Annotated in this window: 14 protein-coding genes and 3 tRNA genes; 4 read left to right on the top strand and 13 right to left on the bottom strand. The window is 75.1% G+C overall.

Annotated features, from left to right (window positions below; genetic code table 11):
- Window positions 1–107: 107 nt before the first annotated feature.
- Both AC1WTP_RS03100 and AC1WTP_RS03095 read left to right on the top strand, forming a co-directional pair.
- A complete protein-coding gene (locus AC1WTP_RS03100) occupies window positions 108–497 on the top strand; it encodes a hypothetical protein (RefSeq protein WP_447134885.1) in 390 nt (129 codons plus the stop codon).
- 164 nt (window positions 498–661) lie between these two features.
- Window positions 662–1366 (top strand): DUF2786 domain-containing protein, encoded by a 705-nt coding sequence (locus AC1WTP_RS03095; RefSeq protein WP_481647715.1) that lies wholly within the window; start codon window positions 662–664, stop codon window positions 1364–1366.
- Between the two features lie 8 nt (window positions 1367–1374).
- Here AC1WTP_RS03095 and AC1WTP_RS03090 read toward each other — a convergent pair whose 3' ends face one another.
- Entirely contained in the window at window positions 1375–1896 is a 522-nt protein-coding gene (locus AC1WTP_RS03090; protein WP_481647714.1) for an SRPBCC family protein, read from the bottom strand.
- Between the two features lie 262 nt (window positions 1897–2158).
- Here AC1WTP_RS03090 and AC1WTP_RS03085 point away from each other — a divergent pair, with 262 nt between their 5' ends.
- On the top strand, window positions 2159–2977 hold the full coding sequence (locus AC1WTP_RS03085) for a hypothetical protein (protein ID WP_481647713.1): 819 nt from the start codon (window positions 2159–2161) through the stop codon (window positions 2975–2977).
- A gap of 31 nt (window positions 2978–3008) precedes the next feature.
- Here AC1WTP_RS03085 and AC1WTP_RS03080 read toward each other — a convergent pair whose 3' ends face one another.
- The 11 genes from AC1WTP_RS03080 to AC1WTP_RS03030 form a co-directional block, all read right to left on the bottom strand.
- Entirely contained in the window at window positions 3009–3707 is a 699-nt protein-coding gene (locus AC1WTP_RS03080; RefSeq protein ID WP_481647712.1) for a cation diffusion facilitator family transporter, read from the bottom strand.
- Entirely contained in the window at window positions 3704–4060 is a 357-nt protein-coding gene (locus AC1WTP_RS03075; RefSeq protein WP_481647711.1) for an ArsR/SmtB family transcription factor, read from the bottom strand. Before AC1WTP_RS03075 ends, AC1WTP_RS03080 begins: the two co-directional genes overlap by 4 nt.
- Before the next feature lie 289 nt (window positions 4061–4349).
- Window positions 4350–4580 carry a hypothetical protein gene (locus AC1WTP_RS03070; protein WP_481647710.1) on the bottom strand — a complete coding sequence of 77 codons (231 nt, stop codon included), beginning with the start codon at window positions 4578–4580 and terminating at the stop codon, window positions 4350–4352.
- A 165-nt stretch (window positions 4581–4745) separates the two neighbouring features.
- Window positions 4746–4819, bottom strand: a tRNA-Phe gene (locus tag AC1WTP_RS03065).
- Window positions 4820–4917: 98 nt separating this feature from the next.
- A tRNA-Asp gene (locus AC1WTP_RS03060) sits at window positions 4918–4994 on the bottom strand.
- A gap of 30 nt (window positions 4995–5024) precedes the next feature.
- Window positions 5025–5097, bottom strand: a tRNA-Glu gene (locus AC1WTP_RS03055).
- Window positions 5098–5248: 151 nt separating this feature from the next.
- Window positions 5249–6046 (bottom strand): polysaccharide deacetylase family protein, encoded by a 798-nt coding sequence (locus tag AC1WTP_RS03050; RefSeq protein ID WP_481647709.1) that lies wholly within the window; start codon window positions 6044–6046, stop codon window positions 5249–5251.
- 75 nt (window positions 6047–6121) lie between these two features.
- Window positions 6122–7063: a MerR family transcriptional regulator gene (locus AC1WTP_RS03045; protein WP_481647708.1), complete on the bottom strand. Its 942-nt coding sequence runs from the start codon at window positions 7061–7063 to the stop codon at window positions 6122–6124.
- Window positions 7053–7664 carry an isopentenyl-diphosphate Delta-isomerase gene (gene idi / locus AC1WTP_RS03040; RefSeq protein WP_481647707.1) on the bottom strand — a complete coding sequence of 204 codons (612 nt, stop codon included), beginning with the start codon at window positions 7662–7664 and terminating at the stop codon, window positions 7053–7055. Before idi ends, AC1WTP_RS03045 begins: the two co-directional genes overlap by 11 nt.
- A 32-nt stretch (window positions 7665–7696) precedes the next feature.
- Entirely contained in the window at window positions 7697–9178 is a 1482-nt protein-coding gene (gene crtI, locus AC1WTP_RS03035; RefSeq protein ID WP_481647706.1) for a phytoene desaturase family protein, read from the bottom strand.
- 28 nt (window positions 9179–9206) lie between these two features.
- The gene (locus tag AC1WTP_RS03030) at window positions 9207–10361 is read right to left on the bottom strand and encodes a polyprenyl synthetase family protein (protein WP_481647705.1); all 1155 of its coding nucleotides are present in this window, start codon (window positions 10359–10361) and stop codon (window positions 9207–9209) included.
- Window positions 10362–10425: 64 nt separating this feature from the next.
- Here AC1WTP_RS03030 and AC1WTP_RS03025 point away from each other — a divergent pair, with 64 nt between their 5' ends.
- Window positions 10426–11352, top strand: a complete 927-nt coding sequence (locus tag AC1WTP_RS03025; RefSeq protein ID WP_481647704.1) for a phytoene/squalene synthase family protein — start codon at window positions 10426–10428, stop codon at window positions 11350–11352.
- Window positions 11353–11466: 114 nt separating this feature from the next.
- On the opposite strand, the gene AC1WTP_RS03020 is transcribed toward AC1WTP_RS03025, so the two are convergent.
- Complete coding sequence (locus AC1WTP_RS03020) at window positions 11467–12531, bottom strand: serine hydrolase domain-containing protein (RefSeq protein WP_481647703.1); 1065 nt, start codon at window positions 12529–12531, stop codon at window positions 11467–11469.
- Window positions 12532–12601 lie beyond the last annotated feature (70 nt).

The raw sequence follows: 12601 nt of genomic DNA, 5'->3' as shown, positions 1-12601 counted from the left end.
CGGCGGGACCGTGGAGCCCGGTCAATCCGCTGGTAGCCCGCCATGCGTACGCAGAGTGACGATCGGCCGGAGGTGGTGGCTTGACCCACCCCCCTACCGTGCACTGGGTGACGAACTCACCACAGCAGATCCTCGACGACGCGGCCGCCGTGCTCCACTCCGCGCTGGCCGGCGACGGCGACGCGGTGGTGGGCACCTTCGACGCGGTGGTCGACCGGTCCGGCCTGGCCGGCGCGTACGGGGTGGCGTGGTGCCTGGCCGCCGCGATGGTGGGCGACGAGGCGCCGCGGGGGGCGTGCGCGCTGGACTTTCCCGGCATCGACCAGGCCGGCTACGACACCCGCTGGGTGGCCCGCTTCGTCAGCGCGTACGCCAACGCGGACGCGGACACCGGGGAGGCGCTGTTCGGCGCGGCGGTCGCCGACGGCCTGCTCCCGGACTGCCTGCTCACCCTCGCCGGCTCGACGGTGGCCACGCTGCGCCATCGGGCCGGCTGAGTTCGCGGCGCCCGTCGGGGGGCGGGCGCCGCGTCTCAGGCTCCGGTGTGGACGGTGCGCCGCCCCGCCCGCGGGCGGCACGGCGCCCCGGCCGGCCACACCCGGCTGCTGCTGGGCGTGCCGGGCGTAGCGCAGCCGTCGGCCCGCCGTGATAGGTCTGTGGGATGTCCGAGGCCATGCTGAGCAAGGTGCGCAAGCTGCTGGCCCAGGCCGAGGACCCGGCCTGCACGCCCGCCGAGGCGGCCGCGTTCACCGCCAAGGCGACCGAGCTGATCGCCCGCTACGGCATGGACCGGGCGCTGCTCGCCGCCCGCGATCCCGCCACCGACCCGGTCGGCGACCGGGTGGTCGAGGTCGTCGCTCCGTACGCCCGGGACAAGGCCGGCCTGCTCGCCGCGGTGGCGGAACCGCTGGGCTGCCGCTGCGTACGCCGCCGGCAGGGCAGCGGGTTCGCGATGCACCTGTTCGGTTTCGCCAGCGACCTGGAACGGGTCGACCTGCTCTTCACCTCGCTGCTGGTGCAGGCGGCGCACGGCCTGGCTGGCGCGGTGGTGCCACCGGGCGAGCACCCGGCCGCGTTCCGGCGGTCCTGGCTGGCCGGCTTCGCCCAGGTGGTCGGCGGCCGGCTGCGCGCGGCCGAGGAGGGCGCGGCCACCGCGGCAGGCGCACCCTCGGTCGCGCTGGTGCTCGCGGACCGGTCCGACCGGGTGCAACGCCGGCTCGCCGAGGTCTACCCGCGGCTGCGCACCGCCCCGCCGCGCCGGCTGGCCGGGTCCGGATTCGGTATCGGCGCGGCCGCGGGTCGCCGCGCCGACCTGGGTGGCCGGGTGGTCCCGGCGCCCGGCGGCCGGCCCGGGTTGGGTCGCTGAGCGGCGGGTCAGTCGCTGGCGGAACGCCGGCCGACCGAGGCGGCATAGCGGGAGAGCAGTTCGTGCCAGCCGGCGGTCAGCGCCTGCCGGTAGCCCTCCGCCGCGTCGCCGTGCCGGTCGAAGTGCCGGTGCACGACCTCCACCCGGGTCTGCCCCGCCCCCTTCGGGTGGAAGAGCACCTCGACCTCGCTGGCCCGGGCCGGGTCCGGCACGGGCACCCGGTCGGCGCCGATCTGCCAGGTGAAGACCAGCCGCCGGGGCGGGTCCCAGGTCAGCACCCGGCCCCAGTCGTTGCGGAAGCCGTACGGGCCGATCTCGTAGAGCATGCCGCCGGCCCGTGGCTCGATCCCCAGCTCGGCCAGGTGCGCCGGCCCGGACCAGGTGTATTCGGTCACCCACCAGTCGGCCAGCGCCCCGGTGAACACCGCGAACGCCTGCGCGGGCGGAGCGGGGACGAGGAGGCTGTTGCGGAGCGAGAACCGCTGGCAATCCTGCCGGATCTCTGTCGGATCAGCCATCCCCTGTCCCATAGGCCCGGACCATACCGGCTGATGCCCGGCTGTGCAGCTTCGAGCGGTGCCCGGTTGCGGACAGCCGGCGCAGCCTCGGCCGCGGCCGGTGCGGTCGCCGCGGCGGCCCGGCCGACGGCGCGACGGTGAACGGCAGGGTGGCCACGGGGGGCCGGACGGCTGCCGCCGGCGGCGAGGGATGGCGCCCCGGCGATCGGGTAAGCGCGCCCGTGCGGCCGGGCTGTCACCCGGCCATCGGGGGCTGGCAGCGGGGAGCGGGACGATGAGCGAGACCGGGTCGGGTCACCAGGATCAGCGGCCGGGTGGGCAGGGCGAGCGGCCGGGCCGGCCGCAGCCGGAGGGCGACCGGCGCACGCGGCAGGCGCGGTACGGCGACGAGCCGGACGCGGCGGATCGTCGGGCGGCCCGGCCGGGTGAGCCGGACGTGCTGCTGGACGTGCCCGACCTCAGGGTGGAGTCCATCCGGCTGGCGGTGGACGGGCTGCGGGCCGACCTCTCGCTCAAGGCCCGGCTGGCGAATCTGGTGCAACTCGACGCCGGCGTGCGGGTCGACCTGCACGGGGTCGAGCTGGACATCACCGACGTGCGCGCCGAGGTGCTGCTCAAGGTGCGGCTGGAGAAGGTGATGGAGATCCTGGACCGCGCGCTGGCCACGATCGACCGGAACCCGCAGATCATCGAGACCCTGGCCCACAGCGCCGGCGGGGTGGTGGACGACGTGCACCGCACGGCCCATCAGGTCACCGGCACGACCGAGCACCTCGACACGGTGGTGGACCGGCTCGGCCAGGAGATCGGCTCGATCAGCGCCCGGGCGGAGTACCAGGGCCCGGGCGCGGTCGCCCGGGGTGCGGCACCGGGTGGCCAGCAGCAGCCCGGCGGCCCGGCCCAGCAGGGCCGGCAGGGCGCGCCGGGCGGCGCCCAGGGTCAGGGCGGGCCGGGCGGCGGACCGGGCCAGCAGGGCGGCGAGGCCCCGAGCCCGACCGACCTTGCCGCCCAGGCCAGCGAGGCACTCCGGCAGGCCGGACGCAGCGTCTGGGAGGCGATCCAGGCCGGGGTGAGCCAGCACCGGCCACGTTGACCATCGCCGGGTCGGTGGTCAGCCCCGGCCGTCACGCCTTTCCGTCTGTGCAGCAGCCGTCGGCGCAGTCCGAGGGCTGGCTGACCGGCGTACCGGCGGCGGGCAGGGGCGCGCAGTCGTCGCAGTGCTCGCCGCGCCAGGCTTCCACGCCCTCCTTGACCGCGACCCCGGCGATGACGAGCGCGGCGACCGGGTCGGCCCACGACCAGCCCCACCCGGCGTTGAGGACCAGGCCGACGAGCAGCACCGCGGACAGGTAGGTGCACAACAGGGTCTGCGTCGAGTCCGCCATGACGGTGGTCGAGCCCAGCTCCCGGCCGGTGCGCCGCTTGGCGCGCACGAGCAGCGGCATCACGACCAGCGAAGCGACAGCGAGGCCGATGCCGACCGGACTGGCGTCGGCGTCCCCGCCGGCCAGCAGCGACCGTACGGCGTCGACCGTCACCCAGGCGGCCAGCGCGAAGAACGACAGGCCGATCAGCCGCAGCGCGAGCCGCTCCCGATCCTCCGGCACCCGGGAGCGGAACTGCCAGATCAGCACGGCCGCGCTGGACACCTCGACGAACGAGTCCAGGCCGAAGCCGATCAGGGCGGTCGAGGAGGCCGCCGTGCCGGCGGCGATCGCGACCAGGCCCTCCAGCAGGTTGTAGCCGGCGGTGGCGTAGGCCAGCCACAGACTGCGGCGCGACAGCACCGCCCGACGCTCCGGAGTCAGCAGCGGAACGCTCACGCCGTTACCTCCGCAGAGTCGGACGGAACGCCGTAGACCGGGCACAGGGCGACCGCGTCACCGGTGGCGGCCAGGACCTGCTCCGCCGAGCGGAGCAGGTCCAACAACTCCGGCCGGGCCAGGGCGTAGAACGACTGGCGACCCTCGACCCGGTAGTCGATCAGACCGCAGTCCCGAAGGCACGCCAGATGCTTCGACACCGTCGACTGCGCCAGCCCCAACTCGCCGGTCAGGTCCACCACCCGGGCCTCACCGGACGCGAGCCGGCGCAGGATCGCCAGCCGGGTCGGGTCGCCGAGGGACCGGAACAGGGCCACGGCGGGAGCCAGCCCCGGAGCACAACCAATCGTCATCAAGCGATGATAGCCGGATGCGGCGATGTTTCTGCCGGTATGCCGGGCCGCCGGATGGGCGTGTCGTCGCGAATCGGGATGCTGTCCCGCGGGCGTGATACCTGAGAGGCATTTTGATGACTGTGAGGTATCGCGCTCGTTCCGGATGGTCCCTCTGTGCCGGGATGTCGGCACCGTTGGTCGCCAGGTCACCGCAAGGCGCCGCCATGGACGAGTCCGCCGAGTCGCTTCACCGGGTCGGCCAGGGCCCCACCTTCCGATCCGCAGCCACAGCAGAGGCGGGAGGCGGTCAGGCCCACCACTTCGGGTACCACCTCAGAACCTCTTCCGCGGGCTTCGGCGGCTTGGAGTCCCTTTCACGCCATGCGGCGATGACGGTCGGCCCGAACGCAAACGGGCCGGCGGCGAGTAGAAGCGACGACGTGATCTCATCGGGCCAGCCCAGCCACATCCCGACCCCCGACGCAAGCCAGAGCAGGAACCCGACGAGCTGCGTCATCCGGAGCCGCGGAGGCTTCATGCCCCTAAGCCTACGTTTGACCGACCAGCGATGAGTGGCGGTGATCACCGGCCAAGAGCGGTCAAACCACGGGCCAGGGCAACCGGCGTGGCGCGGCCGTGCAAAGCAAGATCCCCACCTGCGTTTCCGCTGGTGGGGACCTCTGTAGCCCGGCGAAAGGCTATGTGGCCAGGGGCGGGGTCGAACCGCCGACCTTCCGATTTTCAGTCGGACGCTCGTACCAACTGAGCTACCTGGCCGTGCTCGGCTCATGCTACCCGGAGGGCGGCGTTTCCGCCGCGAGGGTCGCACGCTCCGATACGCAGAACGCCGCGCATGGTGGGCGCGGCGTCAGCGCTGGCGGTCCTGACGGGACTTGAACCCGCGACCTCCGCCTTGACAGGGCGGCGAGCACTCCAACTGCTCCACAGGACCTAGCTTTGTTGCTCCGGCTTGCGCCGGTCGTGCCCCCAACGGGATTCGAACCCGTGCTACCGCCTTGAAAGGGCGGCGTCCTGGGCCGCTAGACGATGAGGGCGGCCCCGCCATCATTGCACATTCGCAACTTCAAGCGGACTTGCTCCCATCCGGCCCCGCCGGAGGCTTGGAAAGCATACGTGATGCCCGGTCGGTCGACCAAACCGGTATGGCTGTAGCCACCACGAGCCACGAAACCGCAGGTCAGCGAGCTAGCGAAGCTTGGTGACCCCGTAGCGGCGCTTCAGGTCGGCGATCAGGCTGGTGCAGGCGGCCAGGGTGGCCCCACGGTTGCCGCCACCGTCGTGCAGCAGCACCACCGCGCCGGGCCGGGCCGCGACGTGCACCCGCTTGGCGATCGTGGCCGCTGCCGGCCTCCCCCAGTCCTGCGGGTCCACCGTCCAGTGCAGCGACCGCATGCCGAGCTGCTTGGCGGTGGCCACCACCTCGGCCGTCCACCGGCCGCCGGGCTGTCGGTAGAACGGCACCCGCGCCCCGGGGACGGCCGCCTGGATGGCCTTGTTCGTCCGGACCAGGTCGGCCCGGATCTCGGCCACCGGCCGCCGGCCGAGGTCCAGGTCGTGGCCCCAACTGTGGTTGCAGAGCTGGTGCCCCTCCCGGACGATCCGGCGGATCAGCTGGGGGTGCCGCCGGGCGTTCCGCCCCACCACGCAGAACGTCGCGGTGACCCGGGCCGCCCGCAGCCGGTCGAGGACCTTCGGGGTCCAGACCGGATCGGGCCCGTCGTCGAAGGTGAGCGCCACCTGCCGGACCCCGGTGCCCCGCTGCAGCCCGGCCGGCAGCGTCTTCGGCAGCGGCCGCAGCGGCGGACGGGGCGGGGTGGTCCGGGTCGGTCGTACGGTCGGGGTGGCGCTCGGCGCGGGGGCCACCGGTTCGGCGACGGTCGGGCTGGGGGCGGCTGCTGGCCGGCCGGTCGCGGTGCGGTCGCCGCAGCCGGCGAGGACGAGCACCAGAGCCAGGGCGTACGCCGGCAGGGCACGGTGGCGCATCGTTCGCTCCCGGAGGGGTCGGGGTTCGCGGACCCCACGACCGTAGTGGACCCCCGGTGCGCCCCGGGAACCCGGTCAGCTGGCCGCCGGCTGGTCGAGCGAGTCCCGCACGGCCACGGCCAGCGACAACGCCTCGGTGAGATCGACCGGTCGCACCACCCCCGCGGGCAGCGTGTCGGCCCGCCAGCCGGGCCCCGCCGCGAGCACCAGCAGCGGCCTTCGGTGCGCCGCCAGCAGGGCACCGAGCTGGTCCGGGTCGGCGGTCGACCGGGTGTGCGACCAGAGCACCACGGCGGCGGGTCCGGTCCGGTTGACCGCCTCCAGCAGGGCCGCCACCGGCACCCGGGCGCCCAGCATCCGGTAGCCGACCCCGATTTCGGCGAGCGCGGCGGCCAGCGCCTCCAGCGGCAGGCTGTGCTGTTCCTCGTCGGCGCAGGCCAGCAGGATGCGCGGGGGCCCGGCCGGTGCGGCTGCCCGGGCGGCCGCGGCGAGCGCCTCGGAGACGCATCGGGACACCAGGTGCTCCACCTCGATCAGGCCCCCGGTGGCCTCGTGCCGCTCGCCGATGCCGACGAGTACCGGGCGCAGCAGCCCGTCCCAGGTGGCGACCACCCCGTCCGCCTCGACCGCGCGGGCGATCGTCTCGTCGATCGCCAGCGAGTCGAGCCGCATCGCGGCGCGGGCCAGGCCCCGGGCCGCCGGCCCGGCCCGGCCCACCGGGATGGTCCGCCCGCCGTCGCGTCCGCCGGCCGGGCGCGCCCGTACGACGGCGTCGGCCGGTAGCGCGTCCGGTGCCTGGCGGGCCCAGCGGGCCGCCTCGGCGGGAGCCACCCCCGCCGCGGTGAGCCGGCGCATCACCTCCAGCCGGGCCAGGTCGGCCGGGGTGTAGCGGCGGTGCTGCCCCGGGACGTGCTCGCTCGGCCCGAGCCCGTAGCGCTGGTGCCAGGTGCGCAGCGTGGTCACCGCGACCCCGAGCCGCCGGGCGACCACCCCCGCGCTCAGCGCCTCATCTGCCACCCGGCGGCTCCGGCGCGTCGTCGGCCGGCAGCCCGGACGGGATCACGGCCGGGTCGGCCACCTGGCCGTTCGGGTTCAGCAGCCGGTTCACCACCCCGCCCAGCCACGGCGCGTACGACCGGGGGTCGGCGTCGATGGCGGCGGCCAGCTCGACCGGGTCCACCCAGCGCAGCTCGGCCACCTCGTCCGGGTCGGGCAGCAGCGGGCTGTCCGGCCGGAACCGGCCGCGCAGCACGTGGTCGTACTCGAACTCGACCCGCCCGGTGACCGGGTCCTCGGCGTAGTAGACGTACACCCCCACCTCGGTGAGCTCGACCGGGCCGGCGCCGAGCTCCTCGCGGAGCCGGCGGCCGGCGGCCTCGACCGGCGACTGCCCGGGCGTGGGGTGGCCGCAGCAGGAGTTGGCCCAGCGCAGCGGGAAGCGGGTCTTCGCCGCGGCCCGACGTTGCAGCAACACCCGGCCGTCCGGGTCGACCAGCAGCACCGAGAAGGCGCGGTGCAGCTGGCCCGGCGGCTGGTGCGCGGTCGACACGGTCGTCTCGCCGACGGCGCGGCCGGCGTCGTCGACCAGCTCGACGAGGTGGGTCTCCCGGGAGGTCACCGGTTCCTGCCCTTTCTGTCCGAGGGGGTGGCTCACCGGCCACCGCCGGTGATCCGGCCGGCGGCGAGCTTGCCGGAGATGAGCACCATCGGCACGCCCACGCCGGGTTGGGTGCCGGAGCCGACGAAGACCACGTTGGGCAGCGTCCGGTGCAGGTTGGCCGGGCGGAACGGACCGGTCTGGAAGAGGCTGTGCGCGGCGGCGAACGGCGTGCCGGCGGCCATGCCCTGCTCGGCCCACTCGGCGGGGGTGATCGTCCGGAGCACCTCGACGCCCGCGCCGAAACCGACGTAGCCGCGCTCCTCCAGGGTGGCGACGAGCTGGTCGGCGTACCGGCGGCTGAGGTCGCCGCGCCACTCGAACGGCGCCCGGTCGAGGTTGGGCACCGGCGCGAGCACGTAGTAGGTGTGCCGCCCGGCCGGCGCCACCGACGGGTCGGTCCGGCTCGGGTTGGTGACCAGCAGCGACGGGTCGCTCATCAGCTTCCCGCGCCGGATCACCTCGTCGAAGGTGCCCCGCCAGGCGCGTCCGAAGTGGATGTTGTGGTGGGCGATCTTCGTGTATTCCCGGGTCGAGCCGACGTGCAGCACCACGCAGGAGGGCGAGTAGCTGAGCCGGCGCTGCCGGGCCGGCGGCAGCAGGTCGCGGTAGGCCACCGGCAGGTCGGGGTTGAGCACCACCACGTCGGCCGGGACCAGCTCGCCGTCGGTGGTCAGCACCCCGGTCGCCCGCCCGCCCACGGTCTCCACCCGGCTGACCGTGGTGCCGTACCGGATCTGCACGCCGTGCTTCTCGGCCGCGCCGGCCATCGCCCGGGAGACCGCGTGGACGCCGCCGCGCGGGAAGTAGACCCCGGCCACCGAGTCGAGGTACGCGATGACCGCGTAGATGGCCAGCGCGTCGTGCGGGGCGAGCCCGGCGTACATCGCCTGGAAGGAGAAGATCCGTCGGGTGCGGGGGTCCCGGAAGAACTGGTCGATCTTGGTCTGCAGTCGGCGGAACGCGCCGCCGGCCAGCAGCTTCAGCAGGTTGCCGGTGAGCAGGTCGGTCGGCGCGTCCAGGTTGCGCTCGATGAAGTCGGCCCGCTCCAGCTGCCACAGCCGCCGGGCGTAGTCGACGAAGCGCAGGTAGCCGTCGGCCTCGCGGGGCCCGCACACCCGGGAGATCTCGGCGGCCATCCGGGTGGTGTCGGTGATGACGTCGAGCGTCGAGCCGTCCGGGTAGTACGCCCGGTAGGCCGGGTCGAGGGGGGTGAGGTCGAGCCAGTCGGCCAGCTCCTCGCCGACCGCGCCGAGCGCCTCGGCGATCAGGTCGGGCATGGTGAGCACCGTCGGCCCGGTGTCGAACTCGTAGCCGTCGACGCCGAGCCGGCCGGCCCGGCCGCCCGGCCCCGGCTCGCGTTCCAGCACGGTCACCTGCCGGCCGCTGCCGGCCAGGTGCAGCGCGCAGGCCAGCCCGCCGAGGCCGGCCCCGACCACCACCACCCGGTCGGTGGGTCCGCTCACGGTCCGCACGTGATCGCCTCCTCCACGAAGTTGCCCATCATGCCCGCCGCTGGGTGGCGGTGCCGGCGAGCCCGGTGAGCGCGGTCCGCGCCGCCTCGTCGATCGACGCGTCGCCGAGCGCGGCGAGCGCCTCGGCGACCCGGTCGGCGATCATCCGCTCGACCCGGTCGACCGCGCCGGTGTCGGCCACCAGTTCGGCCAGCCGGGCAACCTCCCGGTCGCCGCTGTCCGCGCCCGCCCGGTCCAGCGCCCGGCGCTGGGTCGGGGTGGCGAGCTGCCGGGCCAGCACGAGCAGCACCGTCGGCTTGCCGGCGCGCAGGTCGTCGCCGGCCGGCTTGCCGGTGGTGGTCGGGTCGCCGTAGACGCCGAGCAGGTCGTCGCGGAGCTGGAACGCCTCGCCGACGGCCAGGCCGTATCGGGTGTAGGCGGCGAGCAGCGCGGCGTCGGCCCCGGCGCCGGCCAGGTGGGCGCCGAAGAGCAGCGGCCGCTGCACCGTGTAGCTGGCGGTCTTGTAGCGGGCGACCCGCAGCGCCCGGTCGACCGACCAGCCCGCCGTGTCGTTCTCGCCGAGCACGTCGAGGTACTGCCCGGCCACGGTCTCCACCCGCATCTGGTCGTAGCAGCGACGGACCTCGAGCAGCCGGGCCGGCGCCAGGGCCGCGCGGGAGAGCAGTTGGTCGGCCCACACCATGCAGAGGTCGCCGATCAGCACCGCGACCGCCTCGCCGAACCGGCGTGGGTCGCCCCGGTGGCCGGCGGCGACGTGCTGGGCGGCCAGCGCCACGTGCGCGGTGGGCCGGCCGCGCCGGGTCGCCGAGGCGTCCATCAGGTCGTCGTGCACCAGCGCGAAGGTGTGCAGCAGCTCCAGGGCGGCGAGCGCCGGCAGCACCGGCGGCAGCGGCTCGGCGCCGTCGGACGCTCCGCGCCAGCCCCAGTAGGCGAACGTCGGACGGATCCGCTTGCCACCGGCGAGCACGCAGTCCCGCGCGGTGGCGGCGAACCCGCCCATCGCCGGGTCGATCGCGGCCAGCGCCTCGACCTCGGTGGCCAGGAAGGCGGCGAGGGTGTCGTCCAACGCCGTGACCAGCTCGCGGGTGTATGTGGCCAGGACGGCGCGGACCGGCCCGTCCCCGCCGGCCGAATCTGCCGGCGCGGTGCGGAGCGCATTACCCGCGGGTGCCTCGTTGGCCATGCGGCTGAGCGTACCCTAGGGTGGTGAGTTGCGTCGATTGGTGCGTCGATTCTGAGGAGGGCCGGTGGACATCGATCTCACCGCTGCCTACGACCGCTGCCGTGAGCTGCACAGACGCCACGGTCGCACCTACTATCTCGCCACCCGCCTGCTGCCGGAGTGGAAACGGCGGCACGTTCACGCCCTCTACGGCTTCACCCGCTACGCGGACGAGATCGTCGACCGCACCGAGGACCTGCCGCCGGCCGCGCGGGCGGCCCGGCTGGACGACTGGGCCGGTCGCTTCGTCGCCGGCCTGCACGGCGAGCCGGTCGACGACCCGCTGCTCCCCGCCGTGCTGCACACCATCGCCGTGTTCGACCTCGACCGGGACGACTTCGCGTCCTTCCTCAAGAGCATGGCGATGGACCTGACGGTCACCTCGTACCGCAGCTACGACCAGCTGCTCGACTACATGGAGGGCTCGGCGGCGGTCATCGGCACCATGATGCTGCCGATCCTGGGCAGCTCCGATCCGGCCGCCGCCCGGGAGCCGGCCCGCCAGCTCGGCCTCGCCTTCCAGCTCACCAACTTCGTCCGCGACGTCGGCGAGGACCTGGACCGGGGGCGGATTTACCTGCCGGACGAGGACCTGGCCCGGTTCGGGGTGACCCGGCGGGACCTGGTCGAGGCCCGCGCCCGGGGCCGTGCCACGCCGCGCATCCGGGAACTGGTCGCGTACGAGGTGGACCGCGCCCGGGCGCACTACGCCGCCGCGGCTCCCGGGATCACCCTGCTCGCCCCCGCCTCGCAGGCCTGCATGCGCACCGCGTACGCGCTCTACGGGGGGATCCTCGACGAGGTGGCCGCGCAGGACTACGACGTCTTCGCCCGCCGGGCCGTGGTGCCGCGGCGGCGCCGGCTCGCGGTGGCCGCCCGCGCGCTGCGCACGCCGGCCGGCACCCCGGTGGTCGTCCCCGGGCCGGCCCGCGTCCCGGCCCGGGTCGCCTGAGCGTCCCTTCCCGGGTCGGCTGAGCGTCCCTTCCCGGGTCGGCTGAGCGTCCCTTCCCGCGCCGGCCGGGCGCCCCGAACGCGTGCCTGAGCGTCCCTGCGCGGGCGGGCGGGGTCAGAGGCAGGTGTGCAGCGCGTCGACGAGGGCCTCGACCCGGTCGTGCTCGGCGAGCCGCGCGGTGGCGTACGCGAAGGTGTAGCCGCGCTCCGGGTCGGCCCAGGCGGAGCTGCCGCCGATCCCGCCCATGCCCCAGCTGCCGTCCTCCTCCCACTGCATGCCCAGCGTCCACCGGGTGTGCCGGCCCAGCACCAGGTCCGGGCCGTCGTACTGCACCCGGGTCGCCTCGGCGACCAGCTCCGGGCTGAACAGCCGGACGCCGTCGAGGACGCCGCCGGCGAGCAGGCCGGCGTAGCAGCGGGCCAGGGCGGCCGCGGTGGCGTGCAGGTTGACCGCGGGCACCTCGGCGGACCGCCAGAGCGGGCTGTTCACCACCGCCAGGTCCCGGCCGCCCGGCGGGTTGTCCACCGCCCGGGCCCGCAGCGATCCCGGCTCGCCCGCCGCCCGGCGCGGCCACTCCGGGTCGCCGTAGGTCAGCTCGGCGCAGCGTCGCTGGTCCGCCTCGGCCAGGCCGAAGCCGAGGTCCAGCCGCCACGGGCGGGCGACCTCCTCGGCCAGGAACCGGCCGATCCGCCGCCCGTCCACCCGCCGGACCAGATCGCCGACCAGGTGCCCGTACGTCCAGGCGTGCTCGCCCGCGACGGTGCCCGGCTCCCACTCCGGCGCGGCGGCGGCCAGGTCGCCGGTGAGCAGCTCCCAGTCGGCGACCGCGCTGGCCGGCCGGGGCACCGGGAAGACCGGCAGCCCGGCGGTGTGGCTCAGTACCTGCCGCACGGTGGCCGGGGTGCGGAAGCCGGGCCAGTGCGCGGCGACCGGGTCGTCCAGGTCGAGCCGGCCCCGGTCGACCAGCATCAGCAGGCAGAGCGCGGCCAGCGGCTTGCCGACCGAGTAGACGTTGACCAGGGTGTCCGGCCGCCACGGCCGGCCCGGGGCGCGTTCCCCGCCGACCAGGTCGACCACCGGGTGGCCGTCGGACCAGACGGTCAGGGCGGCCCCGGTCTCCCGGCCGGTGGCGAGGAGGTCGGCGAAGCAGTCGTGGACGGGGGCGAAGCGTGCGCGCATCCGGCCACGGTAGGCGGGCGGGCCGCCGCGCCGCCCGGGGGATTCGGCCACCCATTTCGCCGCGGTCGCT

The sequence above is a fragment of the Micromonospora sp. R311 genome, assembly GCF_056780015.1.
Note: the sequence above shows the minus strand (reverse complement) of the source record. Positions and strands in the feature narration are given on the sequence as shown.